The organism is Flavobacterium sp. ASW18X (assembly GCF_005144745.1).
Lineage (GTDB): Bacteria > Bacteroidota > Bacteroidia > Flavobacteriales > Flavobacteriaceae > Croceivirga.
In genome coordinates this window covers 471,215-489,889 of the sequence record NZ_SWKK01000008.1, presented here as the reverse complement: position 1 = coordinate 489,889, position 18,675 = coordinate 471,215, and the positions used below count along the sequence as shown (strand labels likewise).

At 37.2% G+C, this 18,675-nt stretch carries 19 protein-coding genes; 9 read left to right on the top strand and 10 right to left on the bottom strand.

Features of this window, described 5'->3' with window-relative positions:
- Positions 1 to 66: 66 nt before the first annotated feature.
- Together ald and FBT53_RS07635 are read right to left on the bottom strand one after the other, a co-directional pair.
- A complete protein-coding gene (ald, locus tag FBT53_RS07640) occupies positions 67 to 1,170 on the bottom strand; it encodes an alanine dehydrogenase (protein WP_136950572.1) in 1,104 nt (367 codons plus the stop codon).
- A gap of 260 nt (positions 1,171 to 1,430) precedes the next feature.
- Positions 1,431 to 4,370, bottom strand: coding sequence for a leucine--tRNA ligase (locus FBT53_RS07635; protein ID WP_136950571.1), 2,940 nt, complete (start codon positions 4,368 to 4,370; stop codon positions 1,431 to 1,433).
- 90 nt (positions 4,371 to 4,460) lie between these two features.
- Here FBT53_RS07635 and FBT53_RS07630 point away from each other — a divergent pair, with 90 nt between their 5' ends.
- The 5 genes from FBT53_RS07630 to FBT53_RS07610 are packed head-to-tail and all read left to right on the top strand — an operon-like array spanning position 4,461 to position 7,904.
- Entirely contained in the window at positions 4,461 to 5,339 is an 879-nt protein-coding gene (locus FBT53_RS07630; protein WP_136950570.1) for an ABC transporter permease, read from the top strand.
- A gap of 9 nt (positions 5,340 to 5,348) precedes the next feature.
- Positions 5,349 to 5,612, top strand: a complete 264-nt coding sequence (locus tag FBT53_RS07625; protein WP_136950569.1) for a DUF3098 domain-containing protein — start codon at positions 5,349 to 5,351, stop codon at positions 5,610 to 5,612.
- Position 5,613: 1 nt separating this feature from the next.
- On the top strand, positions 5,614 to 6,408 hold the full coding sequence (locus tag FBT53_RS07620) for an undecaprenyl-diphosphate phosphatase (protein WP_136950568.1): 795 nt from the start codon (positions 5,614 to 5,616) through the stop codon (positions 6,406 to 6,408).
- 9 nt (positions 6,409 to 6,417) lie between these two features.
- A complete protein-coding gene (gene truB, locus FBT53_RS07615) occupies positions 6,418 to 7,116 on the top strand; it encodes a tRNA pseudouridine(55) synthase TruB (RefSeq protein ID WP_136950567.1) in 699 nt (232 codons plus the stop codon).
- A 59-nt stretch (positions 7,117 to 7,175) separates the two neighbouring features.
- Positions 7,176 to 7,904: an energy transducer TonB gene (locus FBT53_RS07610; RefSeq protein ID WP_136950566.1), complete on the top strand. Its 729-nt coding sequence runs from the start codon at positions 7,176 to 7,178 to the stop codon at positions 7,902 to 7,904.
- Here the strand turns inward: FBT53_RS07610 and FBT53_RS07605 are convergent.
- The 6 genes from FBT53_RS07605 to FBT53_RS07580 form a co-directional block, all read right to left on the bottom strand.
- Positions 7,887 to 8,519, bottom strand: coding sequence for a thioredoxin family protein (locus tag FBT53_RS07605; protein WP_240729781.1), 633 nt, complete (start codon positions 8,517 to 8,519; stop codon positions 7,887 to 7,889). The two genes, FBT53_RS07610 and FBT53_RS07605, sit on opposite strands and share 18 nt — an antisense overlap.
- Before the next feature lie 121 nt (positions 8,520 to 8,640).
- Positions 8,641 to 9,765, bottom strand: coding sequence for an esterase-like activity of phytase family protein (locus FBT53_RS07600; RefSeq protein WP_136950564.1), 1,125 nt, complete (start codon positions 9,763 to 9,765; stop codon positions 8,641 to 8,643).
- A 96-nt stretch (positions 9,766 to 9,861) separates the two neighbouring features.
- Positions 9,862 to 11,280 carry a TolC family protein gene (locus tag FBT53_RS07595; RefSeq protein ID WP_136950563.1) on the bottom strand — a complete coding sequence of 473 codons (1,419 nt, stop codon included), beginning with the start codon at positions 11,278 to 11,280 and terminating at the stop codon, positions 9,862 to 9,864.
- On the bottom strand, positions 11,261 to 12,616 hold the full coding sequence (locus FBT53_RS07590; protein WP_136950562.1) for an HlyD family secretion protein: 1,356 nt from the start codon (positions 12,614 to 12,616) through the stop codon (positions 11,261 to 11,263). Before FBT53_RS07590 ends, FBT53_RS07595 begins: the two co-directional genes overlap by 20 nt.
- Positions 12,609 to 14,291 (bottom strand): peptidase domain-containing ABC transporter, encoded by a 1,683-nt coding sequence (locus FBT53_RS07585; protein WP_136950561.1) that lies wholly within the window; start codon positions 14,289 to 14,291, stop codon positions 12,609 to 12,611. The genes FBT53_RS07590 and FBT53_RS07585 overlap by 8 nt, the downstream gene beginning before the upstream one ends.
- A gap of 3 nt (positions 14,292 to 14,294) precedes the next feature.
- Positions 14,295 to 14,969, bottom strand: coding sequence for a TetR/AcrR family transcriptional regulator (locus FBT53_RS07580; protein WP_136950560.1), 675 nt, complete (start codon positions 14,967 to 14,969; stop codon positions 14,295 to 14,297).
- A gap of 192 nt (positions 14,970 to 15,161) precedes the next feature.
- Between FBT53_RS07580 and FBT53_RS07575 the strand changes: the two genes are divergently transcribed.
- The 4 genes from FBT53_RS07575 to FBT53_RS07560 all read left to right on the top strand — a co-directional run bounded on the left by FBT53_RS07575 (position 15,162) and on the right by FBT53_RS07560 (position 17,471).
- Complete coding sequence (locus FBT53_RS07575) at positions 15,162 to 15,554, top strand: hypothetical protein (protein ID WP_136950559.1); 393 nt, start codon at positions 15,162 to 15,164, stop codon at positions 15,552 to 15,554.
- Between the two features lie 118 nt (positions 15,555 to 15,672).
- Positions 15,673 to 16,236 carry a DNA-3-methyladenine glycosylase I gene (locus FBT53_RS07570; RefSeq protein WP_136950558.1) on the top strand — a complete coding sequence of 188 codons (564 nt, stop codon included), beginning with the start codon at positions 15,673 to 15,675 and terminating at the stop codon, positions 16,234 to 16,236.
- Positions 16,237 to 16,279: 43 nt separating this feature from the next.
- Positions 16,280 to 16,804, top strand: a complete 525-nt coding sequence (locus FBT53_RS07565; RefSeq protein ID WP_136950557.1) for a hypothetical protein — start codon at positions 16,280 to 16,282, stop codon at positions 16,802 to 16,804.
- On the top strand, positions 16,791 to 17,471 hold the full coding sequence (locus FBT53_RS07560; protein ID WP_136950556.1) for a DUF2490 domain-containing protein: 681 nt from the start codon (positions 16,791 to 16,793) through the stop codon (positions 17,469 to 17,471). Before FBT53_RS07565 ends, FBT53_RS07560 begins: the two co-directional genes overlap by 14 nt.
- Here FBT53_RS07560 and aat read toward each other — a convergent pair.
- The gene (gene aat, locus FBT53_RS07555; RefSeq protein ID WP_240729780.1) at positions 17,445 to 18,119 is read right to left on the bottom strand and encodes a leucyl/phenylalanyl-tRNA--protein transferase; all 675 of its coding nucleotides are present in this window, start codon (positions 18,117 to 18,119) and stop codon (positions 17,445 to 17,447) included. The two genes, FBT53_RS07560 and aat, sit on opposite strands and share 27 nt — an antisense overlap.
- A 140-nt stretch (positions 18,120 to 18,259) precedes the next feature.
- Positions 18,260 to 18,643, bottom strand: a complete 384-nt coding sequence (locus FBT53_RS07550) for a DUF3127 domain-containing protein (RefSeq protein ID WP_136950555.1) — start codon at positions 18,641 to 18,643, stop codon at positions 18,260 to 18,262.
- Positions 18,644 to 18,675: the final 32 nt, after the last annotated feature.

Here is an 18,675-nt window from a genome sequence, read left to right as displayed (position 1 = left end):
TATACTCACAAATAAACAAAAACCCCGCCAAATTTGGCGGGGTCTTTTGAGCTGTCATAATGTTAGTTAGAATAAAACCGGCTCTTTCCAAGAAAAGGCCTCGATGATTTCTTTATAGACAACATCACCGTCTACTATATTTAAGCCCTTCTCCAAGGACTTGTCCATACGGCAGGCAGCCTCCCATCCGTTATTGGCCAACTTAAGCACATAAGGCAAAGTAACATTGGTCAAGGCTACCGTACTCGTATAAGGGACTGCTCCCGGCATATTAGCTACACAATAATGCACAACGTCATCTATAATATAGGTAGGATTCTCATGCGTAGTAGCCTTTGTGGTCTCTACACAACCGCCTTGGTCTACCGCCACATCTACAATCACTGTACCCGGACGCATTTCTTTTAGCATATCTCTTGTGATGAGATTGGGTGCTTTTTTACCCTTTAATAATACACCACCTACAATTAAATCGTGCGTTTTAATATGTTTTCTAATATTAAATTCGTTCGAAAATTCTGTTACTACGTGGGGCGGCATTACATCATTTACATAGCGTAGGCGTTTCATATTCACATCCATGATAGTGACATGAGCCCCTAACCCTGCTGCCATTTTAGCAGCTTGTATCCCAACAACACCAGCACCTATTACCAATACTTTTCCTGGAGTAACCCCTGGAACTCCACCCAATAATACACCTCTGCCTTTTGCAGGTTTCTCTAAATATTTTGCACCTTGTTGTATAGCCATACGCCCAGCAACCTCACTCATAGGGGTTAACAGAGGCAGTGTTCCTTCTTCATCTTCTACCGTTTCATAGGCAATACAAACAGACCTACTATCTATCATTGCTTTAGTTAATGGCTCTGAGGATGCAAAATGAAAATAAGTAAAAATGATTTGTCCTTTTCGTACTAAGCCATACTCTTCTGCTATTGGCTCTTTAACTTTTACAATCATTTCACTCATGGCATACACTTGACCAATGGTATCTAAGATTGTAGCTCCTGCTTGCTGATAATCTTGATTAAAAAAACCACTACCTGCTCCAGCTTCAGACTGTACATAAACGGTATGGCCATTTTTTACCAATTCATAAACACCGGCGGGGGTCATCCCCACCCTGCTCTCATTGTTCTTGATTTCTTTTGGTACACCTACAATCATCTTTAGTTGTATTAAGATTATAGGTCAAAGTTGAATCAATTTTTGATTTATCACAAGGAAAATCGATAAAAAGTAGGGGTCAACTCGATAAATAACACTTTTTATTAGTTATTACCCCCTATTTTTTAGGGGGTATAGTTGTTATTATTAAACTTTGTTGTACATTTACCCCAGATTTAATCGACTTTTTTAATTGAATAAACAAAAACCCCTTCCGTTTTGGAAGGGGTTTTTAATTTTTAAGCTTAATGTTAAAAGGGCTACCCTACAATATTTACAATCTTTCCAGGAACCACAATCACCTTTTTAGGAGTCCTACCTTCTAATTGCTCTTGCGTTTTTTCATGAGCCATAACTACTTGCTCTATTTCTTCCTTAGACATATCTAAAGGCAATTCTAACTTAAAACGAAGCTTACCATTAAATGAGATAGGATATTCTTTGCTACTTTCTACCAAGTGCTTTTCATCAAAAACAGGAAAAGCCGCTTCTGCAATTGAAGTCGAATTCCCTAAGATTTGCCATAACTCCTCTGCAATATGAGGGGCATAAGGCGAAACTAGCACCGCTAAAGGTGATAAGATTTCTTTGCTCTGGCATTTTTGAGCTGTTAACTCATTAACACAAATCATAAAAGTAGATACCGATGTATTAAAGCTAAAGTTCTCTATATCTTCTTCTACCTTTTTAATGGTTTTATGTAAGGTTTTTAGGTTGTCTTTACTCGGAGCAACTTCTGCAACTTCTCCATCGATAAAAGGAGTATATAATTTCCATAATTTCTTAAGGAAACCATGCACGCCCGTAATACCTGCTGTGTTCCACGGCTTGGATTGCTCTAAAGGTCCTAAGAACATCTCGTATAGACGTAAAGAATCCGCTCCGTATTCCTCGCAAATAGCATCTGGATTCACTACGTTATATTTAGATTTGGACATCTTTTCTACTTCCCTACCTACTATGTAAGCCCCGTCTTCCAATATAAATTCAGCATCTTTAAATTCGGGGCGCCAAGTTTTAAAGCCTTCTACATCTAACTCATCACTAGCATTAACTAAAGAAACATCTGCATGGATAGGATTGAAATCACCAAAACTAGCTTCAGAAACAATTCTCCCCAAAGACTTTTTACTCCTCAAATCAGCGAACAAATCATTCAATTTTTCAGAGTAATCATATATAAACCCAGCTTCTTTTACAGCTTTATCAATTATTCCTTTTGATATAATAATAGGTTTGTCGTGATGCTTTTTTTTCCATACGTACACAAAAGCACTAGTACCGGTTATCATTCCTTGGTTAATCAGCTTCTTGGCAAACTCATCTACAGGAACAAAACCTCTATCAAACAAAAACTTTTGCCAAAATCTAGCGTACAATAAATGCCCCGTAGCATGCTCGCTACCCCCAATGTAAAGGTCTACTTCTTTCCAATAATCTACCGCCTCTTTGCCGTAAATAGCTTCCGTATTTCTTGGGTCCATATACCTGTTAAAGTATTGGCTGCTCCCTGCCCAACCCGGCATAGTATTCAATTCCAAAGCAAAAATGCTCTTATTGTCTATAGCATCATTAGCCACCACTTTTGCATTGGCAACATCCCACGCCCAAGTATTAGCGTTGCCCAAAGGTGGCTCCCCAGTTTCTGTTGGCAAATACTTTTCTACCTCTGGCAAAGCTATTGGCAAATGTTCCTCCGCTATCATTTGTGGCAACCCATTGGCATCATAATACACTGGGAATGGCTCTCCCCAGTAGCGTTGACGACTAAAAACGGCATCGCGCAAGCGGTAATTTATTTTTCCTTTACCTTGCCCTATAGCCTCTAACTCTGCAATAGCTTTTTGGGTAGCTTCTTTGTAAGACAACCCATTTAAGAAATCTGAATTTGCAATTACCGTATTGGCTTTATCCGCAAACGCTTCCTCAGAGATATCTACACCATCAAAAATGTTCGGTATGGCAATGTTGAAATGCTTGGCAAAATCATAATCTCTCTGGTCTCCACAAGGAACCGCCATAACAGCCCCTGTACCATAACTTGCTAAAACATAATCGCCTATCCATATTGGTATTGGTTCTTTGGTAAATGGATGTTCTGCATACGCCCCCGTAAAAGCTCCGGATATGGTTTTCACATCTGCCATACGGTCGCGTTCAGAGCGTTTTGCGGTTGCTTCTACATACGCTTCAATCTCTGCCTTTTGATCAGGGGTGGTAATTTCTGCCACCAACGGGTGTTCTGGAGCCAAGGTCATAAAAGAAACTCCAAAAATAGTATCTGGCCTAGTAGTAAACACTTCTATATTGGCTTCGTAATCCTTTACTTTAAAAGTTACGGACGCCCCTTCTGACCTACCTATCCAATTGGTTTGAGAATCTTTAAGCGGCTGCGGCCAGTCTATCTTCTCCAAACCATCTAATAATCGCTGTGCATAAGCGGTGATTCGCATCATCCACTGGGTCATCTTCTTACGGACAACTTCGTGTCCACCACGTTCAGAAACGCCGTTTACTATTTCGTCATTAGCTAATACCGTGCCTAAAGCTGGACACCAGTTCACTTCGGCATCTGCCAAATAGGTTAATCTGTATTTTAGAAGGATACGTTCTTTGGCGGCCTTATCTAATGCCTTCCATTCTTCAGCAGTAAAGCTAGACACGTCTTCGTCACAAACCGCATTAACAGTTTCATTGCCTTCCTTCTCAAAAACAGTAACCAACTCGGAAATAGGTTTAGCCTTATCCGCAGCAACGTCATACCAAGAATTAAACAATTGAATAAATATCCACTGTGTCCATTTGTAATATTCAGGATTAGAAGTACGTACCTCTCGGCTCCAATCAAAAGAAAAACCAATGCGATCTAACTGCTCACGGTACCTATTAATATTTGTTTCCGTGGTAATTGCAGGGTGTTGCCCCGTTTGTATGGCATACTGTTCTGCAGGCAACCCAAAAGAATCGTACCCCATGGGATGCAAAACGTTAAATCCTTTGTGTCTTTTGTAACGCGCGTAAATATCACCAGCAATATAGCCTAGCGGATGCCCCACATGCAACCCAGCCCCAGAAGGGTAAGGAAACATAGAAAGGGTATAATATTTTGGTTTTTCAGAATTGTTATGGGCTTTAAAGGTTTCGTTTTTGGCCCAATATTCTTGCCATTTCTTCTCAATCTTCTGAAAATCGTAATTCATGGTTAAAGTCTTCTTTTCTGATGCGCAAAAATAGGGGTAATCCCTTTAAAACCGATTTACTTTTCTATTTTTACGTTATCAATTTGATACATGAGCGAATATATTGAAAGATATCAGCGGAGACGATTGGTCTCTTCTTACTTTTCTGTAGTGCTAAGTATTGCCCTAGTTCTCTTTTTACTAGGCATTTTAGGCATGTTGGTCTTGAACACCAAAAAATTAGCAGACCATTTTAAGGAGCAGATTACTATTTCTGTCTTTTTAAAAGACAATGCTAAACCTGTAGAAATAGACCAGTTGCAAAAAAGCTTAGCAATGGCAGAACATACCAAATCTGCTGTTTTTGTATCAAAAGAAGATGCGGCAGAACAATATAGTGAAGATATTGGCGAAAACTTTCAAGAGTTTTTAGGCTTTAACCCCTTAAAGAATTCTGTAGATGTACATTTAAATGCCGCTTTTGTGTCTCCAGAACAGGTTGCAGAAATAGCCACAGAATTAGAAGGGAAAAGTTATGTAGAAGAAGTAAGTTACGATAAGCCTTTAATTTCTCTTTTATCTGACAATGTTAAAAAGTTGAGTCTTTGGATTTTAATTGCTAGCGGTATTTTTACGTTTATAGCCGTTTTACTCATCAACAGTTCTATTCGCTTATCTATTTATTCCAAACGTTTTATAATTAAGACGATGCAAATGGTAGGCGCCACCAAAAAATTTATTAGAAAGCCATTTATACTCACTAATATTAAGCTAGGTTTTTTTGGAAGCGTAATAGCCATACTAGCTTTGGCCTTAGTTTTATACTACGTAGATCAAAACTTTCCAGAGTTAGATTTGTTTAGTGATGTACCTGTGATTGCTATTTTGTTTGCTTCCGTACTAGGTTTAGGCATACTAATTTCTTTCATCAGTACGTATTTTGCTACGCAGCGCTTTTTAAACTTAAGAACAGACGATCTTTATTACTAAATTTGCCACATGGGGAAAATAAACAAGCAAGAGCAGAAACCGCAAAAGCAATTTATATTTAAAAAGAAGAACTATACCTTTTTATTTATTGGGTTAGCCCTTATTACGCTTGGTTTTGGTTTGATGGCCGGCGGCGGTAGCGACGACCCCAATGTTTTTAGTGATGCAATCTATAGTTTTAGAAGAATACGCTTAGCCCCCACATTAATCTTAATTGGCTTAGGCATACAGATATACGCCATATTGTTGAATCCAGATAAAAAGAAAGACTAATTTGGAAATCATTGATGCCATTATCCTAGGGATAATACAAGGCTTAACAGAATTTTTACCCGTCTCTTCTAGCGGACATTTAGAACTGGGCAAAGCCATTTTAGGCGCTAATGCTATACCTGAAGAGAGTTTGCTTTTTACCGTGGTTTTACACTTTGCAACAGCCTTAAGTACGCTGGTCATTTTCTGGAAAGATGTGATGGAAATTTTTAAAGGTTTGTTTCAATTTAAATGGAATGAGCAAACCGCTTTTAGCTTAAAAATCATCATCTCTATGATACCTGCTGCTTTGGTTGGTTTCTTTTTAGAAGATTTTATGGAGGTTTTCTTTGGTGGAGCTATTCTTATTGTTGGGATTATGCTATTGGTAACAGCTGTATTGTTGTATTTAGCAGACATGGCTAAAACTACAGATAAAGATGTTTCTTACCGTAGTGCATTTATCATTGGTATGGCACAAATGGTAGCCATGCTACCTGGCATCTCTAGAAGTGGCGCCACTATCTCTACCTCAGTATTACTAGGAATAGACAAAACTAAATCTGCTCGGTTCTCCTTTTTAATGGTTGTTCCGCTCATTTTAGGTAAAGTAGCCAAAGATATTCTAAGTGGTGATATAAGTTTTGAAAGCTCACAATCCGCCGCTATGGGAGCAGGTTTTGTTGCAGCATTTATTGCCGGTTTAGTTGCTTGTACTTGGATGATTAAGCTAGTAAAACAAAGTAAGCTTACTTATTTTGCCATATACTGCTTGGTAGTTGGTCTTATTGCCATAGGCTGGAGTATCTGGGGATAAATACGAATAATGCTTAGTAAAGAAGATTTTTTAAACGGGCAAACACTACTAATAGACAAGCCTTTAGAGTGGAGTTCTTTCCAAGCTGTTAACGCCTTAAAATGGGCTATCAGAAAAAAATTTGACCTTAACAAAAAATTTAAAATAGGGCATGCTGGCACCCTAGACCCTCTAGCAACTGGCCTATTAATTATTTGCACAGGAAAACATACGAAGACGATACCATCTTTACAAGGGCAAGAAAAAGAATATACAGGTATTATTACCTTAGGCGCCACCACACCTTCTTATGATTTAGAGACTGCGATAGACCAAACATTCCCGACAGACCATCTTACTGATGCTTTAATACATGCTACCATACACAAATTTTTAGGAGAAATTGACCAAAGACCGCCTATTTTTTCTGCCTTAAAAAAAGATGGTAAACGCTTATACGAGCACGCAAGGAAAGGGGAAACCATAGATATTCCTACACGGAAAATAAGTATTTCTGAATTTGAAATTACGGAAATAAAAGACCTTAATGTGCACTTTAGAGTGCGCTGTAGCAAAGGCACATATATCCGTTCTTTAGCTTTTGATTTTGGAGAAGCATTAGGTTGCGGCGGACATTTAACAGCCCTAAGAAGAACCAAAATAGGCAGTTATAACGTAAATAATGCAGTAACCCCCAAAGAATTCAAAGAGAAATTGGGTCTAGAATGATGTAGCAATTCGGTTTTGCCCACATAATAATTCAGATAAAATTGGGTTATAATAGGACCATGGATTTAAATAGAAAGCAATTATCCCTACTCATCACCATTTTTACAATGGGCATCTTGGTATTGCTTACCTACAATATCCATTTAGTGAATAGGGAAGAGGATGAATATGTCATAGAAATGGCAGTTCTAAATGAAGAAGAACTAGAGGAACTACTTAAAGAAGAACCCGAAGAGCAAGAGCTTAAAGAACTTGCCCAAGCAGAATCTATTAAAAGCCACATGGCTTTAAATGAAACCGCCAAACCATCTTACGGTAATCCAGAACCCTTAAAGACATTGGACGAGTTGATGGAAGAACGCAGCATGGCCGCAGAACAAAGTTCTGTTATGGGAGATGCTGGAGCTTATGCCGCAAGCTTAAAAGAATTAGCTAAGCGTAGGCAAGAGAAAAAAGAAGAATTGGGACAACGAGATGCTGACAAAAAAGAATTTACCAATGCTTTAAAAGATAAACGCACCTCTATTTCTTATTCTTTAATAGATAGAAATGCGTACGACTTACCGCCACCCATTTACACATGCTTAGAAGGCGGTAAAGTAGTCATTAACATTACAGTGAATAAAAGTGGAAGCGTAATTGATGCTAGCTTTAACGAAAAAAGTTCATCTACTAACGATTACTGCTTAATTGAAAATGCTATTACTTACGCTTTAAAAGCACAGTTTAGCAGCGCATCTAAGGCCGAACAAATAGGTACTATTACTTATTTATTCCAACGCAAGTAGTGCTACTAAGTCATTAAACACATCTTGACCTTTATCTTTGTTATAAAACCCTTGCAAGTCTTCCTTAAACTCAGCTGTTAACTTTCCGTGCTCTGCCTTATATTCATTAACCATTTTGGTAGCCTTTGTAGAACGCGGCCCCCAAGTTTGTTTTACTTGTAAACTTTCTGAATCTATCATTATAAGTTTAGGGATAGACATTGCTCCGTTGGTAAGAAACTGCTCTATTAACGGTAAATTCTCATCTCTATATACCAATTTAAGGTCCAAATTGGGTAGGGATTCTGCAATTTTATTCATTACTGGAACACTTGGCGCTGCATCTCCGCACCAGCTTTCTGTAATTACCAACCAAGTGTACTTACCGTCTAACTTTGGTAAACCAGTTATTTGCGCTTCTGTAAATTTTAAGGTTTTGTCCCAACGTTTCATCCGCCTATCATTTAGTTGGGTATAATTAGCTAAAACATCAGATTTTTCTGGACCACTATTAGAATTTTCCTCTGCCCATTGTTTTACTTGCTTTCTATATGTTTGGTAATCTATCGCGTTAGCTAAACCCTGAGCTATTACATCTTTTAACGCCTCTCTCAGTGTATTTGCATCTGTATTCATTGTATTCATTTTTTTCAAAGATATCGTCGTAATACTATATAAAACCTAACAATAATCAGTTTGCAAAAAATACAAAAGCCACCCCAAAAAGGATGGCCTTAGCGACATTTGTTTTAAACACTTACTTCTGTAGCTCTAACAGTACAAATTGGTTCAACTGAGGTCCAAAAGCACTAAAATTATTGTCTGCCACCAGCACTAAGGACTTGTTACCATTAGCAAAATCTGGTCCAAAAGCAATACCTTCTATATTATCTACAATACTTTGTGTTAAACGATTTCTTACCGATTCAAAATCAAACAACAAGGTCTTTTTTGCAGGCTTGTAAGTGGCACCTTTTAAAGATTCCATGTTGCTTACATCTGTAGCGTCTGTTGCATCAACTTCATAAATTTTTACATCGTTACCACCGTCTGCATAACCTGTAGCAAAGGACCGTTCAAGTACTAAAAATCTATCTTTTTCATATTCTAAAATTTCTACCACTCCATTCACAGTAAAAGAGGTGCCATTGGTTGCTGGGCGCACTACAGGGTCTAGTTCATAGGCAAATTCTTTCCCGAATTTACCGGTAGCTTTATCTATAAAAGCAATACGTATTGGAGAATCTGTATCTTCTAATAAAGGCTCTGAGCCATCTTGTTTTAAAGGCAACTCCATATTTACCCAATATCCATCACCATCTACTGCCGAGGAAACACCTTCAAAAACACCATTGTGCCTAGGGCCTTTTTCTTCTGAATTCTGTGGTAAATAAGCGTCTCTTAAAATTGCCTCACCAGTAAACATTCCGTTAAGATTAGTAAAATTTACAGATGGAGGTAAGTTGTTATTGATGTTGCCCTCACTTGTCCAAATAATTGTATTACCATCTATTCTAATGGCTTCCGGGTCCGTTATACCGTCATGCAATTGGTTACCTAGCTGGTCCTTAAAGAAAACTACATCCTTTATGGCAACCTCTTTAAAACCATCTTCGTTAAACGTTATAGCTCCTTTGTAGAAACGAGGTTGGTTAGGGTCATCGCTTATCATGTACCATGTTGTACCATCATAGTCTAATCCAGAAATACCCCCAAAAACGGTATTCTGGTATTGCGTACCATCTAAAATTACGTACTCATCTATATACCGCAAAGCGATGCTATCTTTAGGTGTTTCCCCAATAACATCATCTACATAATCACAAGAAAAAAGAGAGACACCTAAACCTAGTACCAAAAGTGTATTCAAATTCAGTTTCATTCGTGTTGATTTTGATTCGCAAATTGATAAATCAAAATCAGATTACATTTAAATCTAGGTCAACAAACTATTATTAAGTAATTATGATAAGGCCAACTAGGGATTAATTGGGTTAATCGCTAAGCTTTTGAATAAATCTGCCTTTGCAGTGTAATACTTATTCCACATTTCTATCTGCTTTAGCTGTGCGTCTATCAATTTACCCTCCCTACTATTTACTAAAAATAAGGAACTCTCTCCAAAACCAAACTTACGCTCCTCTGCATTTAACAACGTCCTATAATCCAAAACAATGGTATCTATCATAGTCACTTGGTTTTGATAAGAGTCTAACTCTGCATAAATAGCTTCTACTTTATTCTGAATGCTTACCAGTGCAAAGTCCCTATTAAACTCAGCGTCTTGTAGTTTTAATTTAGCCAATTTTAAATCACCTCTTTCTTTTCTTAAAAATAAGGGAAAACTAAAGTTAAGCCCGCCTTTATAGTCTTGGGTATTCAGCATCTCAAAATCTTGCACCGCGGTTGTTAAAAAATTATACTCCAAAGTTAACTTAGGCAATAATTTGTTCCCCTTGAGCCTTTTATCTACCAACAAACCTTTAACCTTGAAATCTAGCGAACGGTATTTTGGATGATTTTCGATAGCAAAACTATCTTTCGTCTTTCCTAACAAATCTAGCGCCACATCTAAGGACTGACTAATTTCTTCTTCGGGTATAGCCGTTTCTTGCACTTCTACAGGTACATTTTCTATCCACAAATAGTTAGACAATGCCAAACGCGCTTTGGTAAAGTTTAGATTAGCTTGTTCCAAGCCCAACCTCCTATTTTGGTACGTTATTCTTGCCTCTACGGTGTCTATAATTGCTTTATCCCCTGCTAATGCACTCTTTTTTACGCCTTCTAAGCGCAAGCGTGCACTTTCTATAAATTCCCGATACACTTGGGCCTGCTCATAGGCCTTTAACCAATTAAAATATGCTAGAGAAGCATCGTACAACACTTGGTTAACCAAAATATCTTGGTCAGCTTTAGATTGCTCTCTAAAGAATTTTGCCTTGCGTAGGGTCGCCATGCGTTCATTAGCCCAAAAACCCTGTAGCACATCCATGGTAACACCTGCACTATACAAACCGTCTTCCGGTACCGTTTCATCTGGATTAATATAAGTACCCTCATAATTTTCGTACCCTGCCTTAAACTCCAGACCAAAGTATGTAGGCACTTTAAATGCGGCATTTAAACGGTCCCAATATTCAGTATCCTTAAACTCTTTCTTGGCATAATCTACCTGAATCTTTGGGTCAAAACCGCCTCTGGCTTTTAGCAAATTAGCTTGCCCTACCGATAGCGTTAATTGTGCTTGCCGAGCAATAGGGTGGTATTTTTTTACATACCCCAAATACTCCTCAAATCCTAAAATAGCATCCGCTGACTGTGCATACCCCACCGTAGCTAGTAGAAAGAGTATTGCTACGCAGAAATACTTTATATTACTTTTTAGCTTTAGCATCGGTTTTTACGGTATCAGGTTGATAATAGTTAGGAGGGAAACCGTTTAGCTGTCTCCAAATTTCAAACCAAATAGGGACATCATCTAATAAGGCTAAAGTATTGGCTCCAGAACCTACTCGCAATTGTTCTGGCCAAGGTTCTTCTTCTGGGTCTGGCGCTACTAATATTCGGTACTTACCATTAGGACTGATAAAGTTTTCTATGGCTACAATTTCACCACCATAGGTACCTACAGAAACGTTAGGCCAGCCGCTGAAAACAATAGAAGGCCAACCATCAAACTGAATACGAACGGTATTTCCTAATTGCAACAAGGGCAAGTCTATGGGAGAAACGTAGGTTTCCACCGCCATATCATACTGAGACGGCATAATACCCAACAACGCTTCACCTTCTTTAAAAGTTTGCCCAAGACCGCCTTGTATGGCTTTATTTATATACCCACTCTGCGGTGCTTTAATGTAATACATCCCAGTTCTTATGCTATAGTTGGTAAAATCGTTCTCTAATTTGGATACCTGTGCTTCAGAATCGAACTGATTACTTTGTGCTGTAAACATATCGCTCTGTGCTTTGCTAATCTTATCTGTATATGAAGCTTGCACCCTATTTATTTCTACTTCCGCATTAATCACATCATTCTTACTTGCCAACAATTTATTTTCCTGACTTATAAGTTTAGCCTGAGTTTCTTGTAGTTTTAAACGCTTTTGTTCTACATCTGTTAACGATTTTAAGCCTTCTTGCTCTAATTGTGCTGTACGGTTGTATTGCCGTTCTGCAATGGTTAAGTTGGTTTTTGCCGCTTCTAAATCAATACTATCACTTACTACTTTAAGCCTACTTTGTTGCAGTTTATTTTGCGCCTGCTGCAATTTTAGTCTACGCTCGTTAGATAGGGCTCCTATTTGGGTCTGCAAAGCTTTAACCTTACCTTGATAAGAGGTCACCGCCATTTCTTTAGCTTTTAATTGCTGGCCTGTCCGTTCTACCAACTGTGGGTCAAAATATTCGTTTTTAACCTCAGAAATGTGCAAAATGGTATCACCTTTATTTACGAAATCACCTTCGCGCACATACCATTTTTCTATACGCCCAGGAATAGGAGATTGTATGGTTTGTGGGCGTTGCTCTGGTGTTAACGTAGTAAGAGCTCCCTTACCAGAAACATTTTGTGTCCAAGGTAAAAACAGAATAATGAATACCACAATAGAAAAAGCGGCTAAAAAGCGATTAAAATGGACATAGTGTCTTTGATGAAACACCTTTTTAGCAGACTTAAAACGCTCTAAATCTACCGTTTTATTAAGTTTATTATGAGATATATTAAGCATTGCTATTTCTTGTTTCGGTTACTATTTGCCCATTCACCATAGTAATAATTCTATCGCAATAGTCTTGCCACTTAAGATTTTCACTAACGATAACCAGGGCCCACCCATTCTTAGGGTCCGTTAAAAAGCTCATGATTTCTTCTGCCTCAGTTTCTTCCATTTGCTCCAACGGGTCTTTAAGTACTAAAAGCTTCGGTTTCTTAACAATACTCCTTGCTAAAATTATTTTTTTGGCAATGGTAAACGGAATTTGTTGCCCCTCTGGATACAATATGGTTTTTAATCCTTTTTCTTGTTGCTTAACAAATTCGGTAAGCTTAGTTCTTTCTAAAGCATAGTACACATCTTCTGATGTAATGTCTTTATCCCCAAAAGTAATGTTGTCCCAAATGGTGCCCTCAAAAGGCGTTTCTTCACTTAAAGATTGCCCTAAATGGGCCCTATAATAATTAAGATTGATGCCTTTTAGCTTTACATTATTGATATAAATATTACCTTCTGTTGGTTCTACAATCCCTGCAATCATCCTTAACAGACTGGATTTACCAGAGCCTATTGGTCCATGCAATAAAATGGTACAATCTGGAGAGATAGTTAGGTTTACGTTGTTCACTATTTTTTTATCCTTACCAGGCACCGCAAGACCAACTTCTGCTAATTCTACATTAAAGCCCTCATTCTGTTTAAACGGCCGCTCCCCATCTTGTGGCTCTAATTCTTTATCTACTACTTGCCCTATTTTTTCTAAGGAGGTAAGCAAATCGTAAAACGTTTCTAATCCTAAAATTAGCTTTTCTACAGAACCAATTACTAAAAGAATAATAATTTCTGCGGCTACAAACTGGCCAATATTCATTTCTTGATTAAGTACCAGCAACCCCCCTATTAACAGTAAACCAGCTGTAACTAATACTTTAAAACCAATCATCTGTGCAAATTGAAGCACCAGAATTTTAAAATGTCCTTCTCTAGCCTCCAAGTATTTTACCACCAATGTGTCATTCTTGTCTACCGCATGACTGGTCTTGCCAGATAATTTAAAACTTACAATACACCTGGCTATCTCTTGCAACCAGTGCGCTACCTTATACTTGTTCTTAGATTCTTCTAAACTAGTATCTAATCCACGCTGCGCTGTAAATTTGAACACCACATAAATGAGCAACATCAATAAAATACCGTAGGCAATAAAAAATGGGTGATAAAAAGAAAGTAACAACAACCCAAATATGATTTGTAACAAGGCTGCCGGAAAATCTATTAAGACTTTAGAAAGTGATTTTTGTACGGTCAGGGTATCAAAAAATCGGTTTGCCAGTTCTGGTGGATAATAGTTATACAACTCACTCATCTTAATTTTTGGAAAACGATAAGCAAATTCAAAAGAAGACCTTGTAAAAATCTTCTGTTGTACGTTTTCTATAATACGTATTTGCATTAGCTGTAATAGCCCTACAAAGGCCACCCCTAAGGTCACCAAAACCACCAAAACAATCCAAGATGTACTTACTTGTGCTCCTTGTATTAAGTTAATGATTGCCTGTATACCAAGAGGTAAAGATAAGTTGACCAAACCTGCAAAGATGGCGTAATAGAATACTTGGATAACGTCTCGTTTATCCAATTTTAGCAAGCCCAATAAGCGTTGCCAAGCAGAGAGAATGTTTTTTGCCATTAGTTATTTTTTAATCGTACTGAAAACCATTTCCTTAATAAAGGTCGTGGTGGCATTATCTTCACCACCGTTAGTTAATGATGGTAAATGTTCCTTTAAAAAATGTTGATGCAGTGAAGTTTCCATTATAGTACTCGCCAAACTTGTAGTGTACTTATAATTGGGATTGCAAGTGCGTATCATCTCTTCTAACCTATGTACCATTCTTTTGTAAATAACAAAATAACCATCTCGGTTTTCTTGCTTTACTTCCTTGGTCAGGTAAGACTTGGACGATTCATTAATTACAATTCTAGTTAATAAAACCTCGTTAATATGGCCAAAGTTTTGATCCTCTACCTTATTTCTAGAGATAATTTCTATGGCCCTTGATAGTTTCTCTTCTGGGTCTGGAACTCCATGAGTTGCGAATACCAATTGATACTCTAACCACCCCCAATACCAAGAAGACAAATAGACCAGCAGTTTGTGTTTATTTTCAAAATAACGGTAGATAGAACTTTCATTACTACCAATCCGTTCTCCTAATTTACGAAAAGTAAAGGCCTCAAACCCTATTTCATCTATTAGAACAATACTGTACTCAATAATTCTACGGCCAAGTTCGGAAGATTCCGGATCCTTTACGTAAATATTATCATTAATAGCAATCTTAATATTTTGTAATAATCTATCCATAACTTTAAAATAGACCGCAAATATAATAGTATTACTATTACATTCTAATAGCTTAACTAATTTTAACAATGGTATTACTTTGAGATAACATTACATCACAGTATCTTTACTTTGAGTTTTAAAGGTGGCCAAAACAAGCCTTACTACTCAAAAGACAAATAAATAATGAACAACAACAGAAATTTAAAGACTATGAAAGCAAAACTATTTGCACTTGGTTTGTATGCCTTTCTCATGAGCATTGGGCTACAAGCGCAAGAATCATTTAAAGACCAAGTAAATGTGGGAACTATTATGACTATTGGGGAACCTTCTGGTTCTGATTTTAAGTATGTAAATGTTCCAAAAAAGAACTTTATTATTAAAAAAGGTGGTATTGCTAATCTATCTAGCATACACTACAATGCCGTAGAGGTAACAGATATAAAAACAAATAAACAAGGCGCAACAGAAGTTCGTTTTAAAAAGGTAGATGGCAAAAAATTCTTCAATGCTTACAGAACTTTAACAGCTGACCTTAATGGTGCTGTAAATAACGAAGAATTACTTTTGACCGCAGGTAATAAAAAAGAGATGTCTAAGTAGTAAATTTGGTTAGTGTACTTAGAAAGCCCTTAACTGTAACTGCAGTTAGGGGCTTTTATATGTTTCGCCATTTTTAATTTATAAAAACTTTCTACCTTTCTCCTAAAAATTAAACCTGATGGATTCAATTAAATGTGGCTGGTGCATAGGAGACCCGTTATATGAGGCATATCATGATACAGAATGGGGTGTTCCTGTTAAAGACGATGCTACTTTATTTGAATTTCTAGTCTTAGAAACCTTCCAAGCTGGTCTAAGTTGGATTACCATCTTAAAAAAACGAGAAAACTTTAGAGCTGCTTTTGATGGTTTTGATTACAAAAAGATTGCCGCTTATCCTCAATCTAAGATAGACGACCTGCTTACGGATGCTGGTATTATACGCAATAAACTAAAAGTAAGTGCCACAGTAACCAATGCCCAAGCGTTTATACAAACGCAAGAAGAATTTGGCTCTTTCAGTCATTATATATGGTCATTTGTAAACCATAAACCAATAAAGAATAGTTTTACCAGCTTAAAAGAAATACCTGCTACAACTCCTATTTCTGATGCCTTAAGTAAAGACCTAAAAAAAAGAGGCTTTAAATTTGTAGGCAGCACTGTAGTTTATGCATTTATGCAAGCTACAGGCATGGTAAATGACCACATAACTTCTTGTTCTAGGTATGATGAAATCTAAAGTGCTTCTATTTTTTTTCTCTTTAATGTATTGCCTTACCCTTATGGCACAAACTAAAAACGAACGAGAAATCCGTATTTCAGAAGATGAATTTCCGTCCAGTGCTTATAGCAGGTTAGTGCCTTATTTAACCAATTCTAAGCACTTACGCTTTTATCAAGAGAAAGACGGCGACAAACTTTCTTATGAGGCCAAATTTAAATCTGGCAAAATACATTATAGCGTAGAGTTTGATGCGCATGGTGTACTAGAAGATGTAGAATATATTATTGAAGAAATAGATATACCAGATGCCAGTTGGGAGGTAATGCAGGTATATTTAAATAGCAAATTTAGTCGCTATCGCATTAAAAAAATTCAGCAACATTATCCTAATATCGGTAGTGCCCAGACTACACTAAAAAATGCTTTTCAAAACCTACTTACCAAAGAAATACGTTATGAGATGATTGTTGCCTTCCGCACCAAAAAAGGCTTTAAAGAAATAGAAATTTTGTTTAATGCAGCTGGGCAACATCTTAATAGCAGAGAAAGTATTCCCCAAAAATACGACTATGTACGGTATTAAATATTGGGCATTTCTACTATTATTCCTCTTCTGTTTTTGCAGTGTTCAAGGACAAGATTTTACAGGATATTTACAGCCAAAAATTGCTTTGAACTACAAAGTAAATCCTTTTTATAGCCAAAATTACAGTGTTCAAAATCGCAGCTATTTTTACAGAAATGAGGAAGCTAGTCTAGCAGTAAGACAAATAGATGCAGTTCACTTTAGTAATTATAAACTAATGGACAATCAAAGTATAGCTCTGGGTGTTCAATTTAGATTTAGGGAAGCCTTTGAAGCTAAAGCGAACGAATTACGCTTTACCCAACAATACGATTTTACCAAAAGACCATTTAGCCTAAGATACGGACACCGATTTAGAACGGAACAACGTATCACAACCAATAACTTTATTCATAGATTTAGATATCGATTTTCATTGGATTTACCACTAAATGGAGAACGATTAGATTTAGGGGAAACTTACCTAGTAGGTAATTGCGAATCCCTAGTTAGTGTAGGTAAAAAAATGAATCCAGAATATGACCAAAGATTAACTTTACAATTGGGTTGGTTTTTGTCTGATACGTGTAAAGTTCAAATAGGTACAGAATATCGTTTGGAAGATGCTTTAGAGGACCAACATCACATTTTATTCTTCCTATCCACCCTCAATATTTCCATTTAAATAAGATAAGAAGACTGTTCTGTCTATTTCTTCCGCGCCCAATGATTTTAAGTGTTCTGTGTAAACTTGACAATCTATTATGCTGTATTTTTTATGGGATAGGTGTTGCGCCAGGTGTATAAAGGCAAACTTGCTAGCATTACTAGTAAGGCTAAACATACTCTCTCCACAAAAGACATGACCTAAATCTACACCGTACAAACCGCCAACTAATCTATCTTGCTCCCAAACCTCATAAGAAGTAGCAAATCCACGTTGGTGCAAGTCCATATAAGCCGTTATCATTTTATCTGTTATCCAGGTACCTTCTTGGTCCTTTCTGTCTTTTTTAGCACAATGGATTATCACCGACTCAAAGTCTTGATTAATGGTTAATCTAAACTGATTATCCCTTAGCACTTTACGCATACTTTTAGAGATTTTAATTTTATTTGGAAAAAGTACCATTCTTGGATCAGGAGACCACCATAAGATAAGGGCGTCATCATTAAACCAAGGAAAAATTCCGCTCTTATAGGCTAATAATAGTCGCTCTGGAGATAAATCCCCACCAACCGCCAAAAGTCCTTCTGCATTAGCATGTGCTATTGGCGGAAACCACAACCTATCATCTAGATAGTAAATTGCGTTTTTGCCACTTGGATCCATCAGTTTGTTTTCTAGAAAACTATTTAAATAAAATCATTTAAGCAACCCTTTTTAGTGCTTATTCGCAACAATAGCTAACGCTTTAAAATAAAAAAGCCATCAATAACTGATGGCTTACTTATGTATTAAACTTTTTTTAATTAAAAAGGTAAATCGTCATGGTCTTCATCGTTAAAATCATCGGCAGGCTCAAAAGCTTCCATAGGAGGTACTGGTGGCATACTGTTGTCTCCACCCTGAGCTTGTTGTTCCAAATTTTCTATTCTCCAACCTTGGATAGAGTTAAAATACTTAGTTTCACCTTGTGGATTAGTCCACTCTCTACCTCTAAGGTTTATACTCACCTTCACCATTTGTCCTGCACGGTAAGAATTCAATAAATCGCACTTATCTTGTACAAACTCAACTAAAATATGTTGTGGGTATTGCTCTTCCGTGGTTACCACAACTTCTCTTTTTCTAAAACCATTGTTACCATAGGTCTTAGTTTCGTCTATCATTTTAATTCTTCCCTGAACTTCCATCTAAAACTATTTATTGACTTCAAAAATAGGCA

Excerpts from the sequence above, each read along its gene's own strand:
- FBT53_RS07605 (WP_240729781.1), bottom strand. The coding sequence starts at position 8,519 with ATGAATACAGATGCAAATACACTGAGAGAGGCGTTAAAAGATGTAATA.
- FBT53_RS07595 (WP_136950563.1), bottom strand. The coding sequence starts at position 11,280 with ATGCTAAAGCTAAAAAGTAATATAAAGTATTTCTGCGTAGCAATACTC.
- ald (WP_136950572.1), bottom strand. The coding sequence starts at position 1,170 with ATGATTGTAGGTGTACCAAAAGAAATCAAGAACAATGAGAGCAGGGTG.
- FBT53_RS07565 (WP_136950557.1), top strand. The coding sequence starts at position 16,280 with ATGGCACAAACTAAAAACGAACGAGAAATCCGTATTTCAGAAGATGAA.
- FBT53_RS07570 (WP_136950558.1), top strand. The coding sequence starts at position 15,673 with ATGGATTCAATTAAATGTGGCTGGTGCATAGGAGACCCGTTATATGAG.
- FBT53_RS07590 (WP_136950562.1), bottom strand. The coding sequence starts at position 12,616 with ATGCTTAATATATCTCATAATAAACTTAATAAAACGGTAGATTTAGAG.
- truB (WP_136950567.1), top strand. The coding sequence starts at position 6,418 with ATGCTTAGTAAAGAAGATTTTTTAAACGGGCAAACACTACTAATAGAC.
- FBT53_RS07610 (WP_136950566.1), top strand. The coding sequence starts at position 7,176 with ATGGATTTAAATAGAAAGCAATTATCCCTACTCATCACCATTTTTACA.
- FBT53_RS07585 (WP_136950561.1), bottom strand. The coding sequence starts at position 14,291 with ATGGCAAAAAACATTCTCTCTGCTTGGCAACGCTTATTGGGCTTGCTA.
- aat (WP_240729780.1), bottom strand. The coding sequence starts at position 18,119 with ATGGATCCAAGTGGCAAAAACGCAATTTACTATCTAGATGATAGGTTG.
- FBT53_RS07550 (WP_136950555.1), bottom strand. The coding sequence starts at position 18,643 with ATGGAAGTTCAGGGAAGAATTAAAATGATAGACGAAACTAAGACCTAT.
- FBT53_RS07635 (WP_136950571.1), bottom strand. The coding sequence starts at position 4,370 with ATGAATTACGATTTTCAGAAGATTGAGAAGAAATGGCAAGAATATTGG.
- FBT53_RS07580 (WP_136950560.1), bottom strand. The coding sequence starts at position 14,969 with ATGGATAGATTATTACAAAATATTAAGATTGCTATTAATGATAATATT.
- FBT53_RS07560 (WP_136950556.1), top strand. The coding sequence starts at position 16,791 with ATGTACGGTATTAAATATTGGGCATTTCTACTATTATTCCTCTTCTGT.
- FBT53_RS07625 (WP_136950569.1), top strand. The coding sequence starts at position 5,349 with ATGGGGAAAATAAACAAGCAAGAGCAGAAACCGCAAAAGCAATTTATA.
- FBT53_RS07575 (WP_136950559.1), top strand. The coding sequence starts at position 15,162 with ATGAAAGCAAAACTATTTGCACTTGGTTTGTATGCCTTTCTCATGAGC.
- FBT53_RS07630 (WP_136950570.1), top strand. The coding sequence starts at position 4,461 with ATGAGCGAATATATTGAAAGATATCAGCGGAGACGATTGGTCTCTTCT.
- FBT53_RS07600 (WP_136950564.1), bottom strand. The coding sequence starts at position 9,765 with ATGAAACTGAATTTGAATACACTTTTGGTACTAGGTTTAGGTGTCTCT.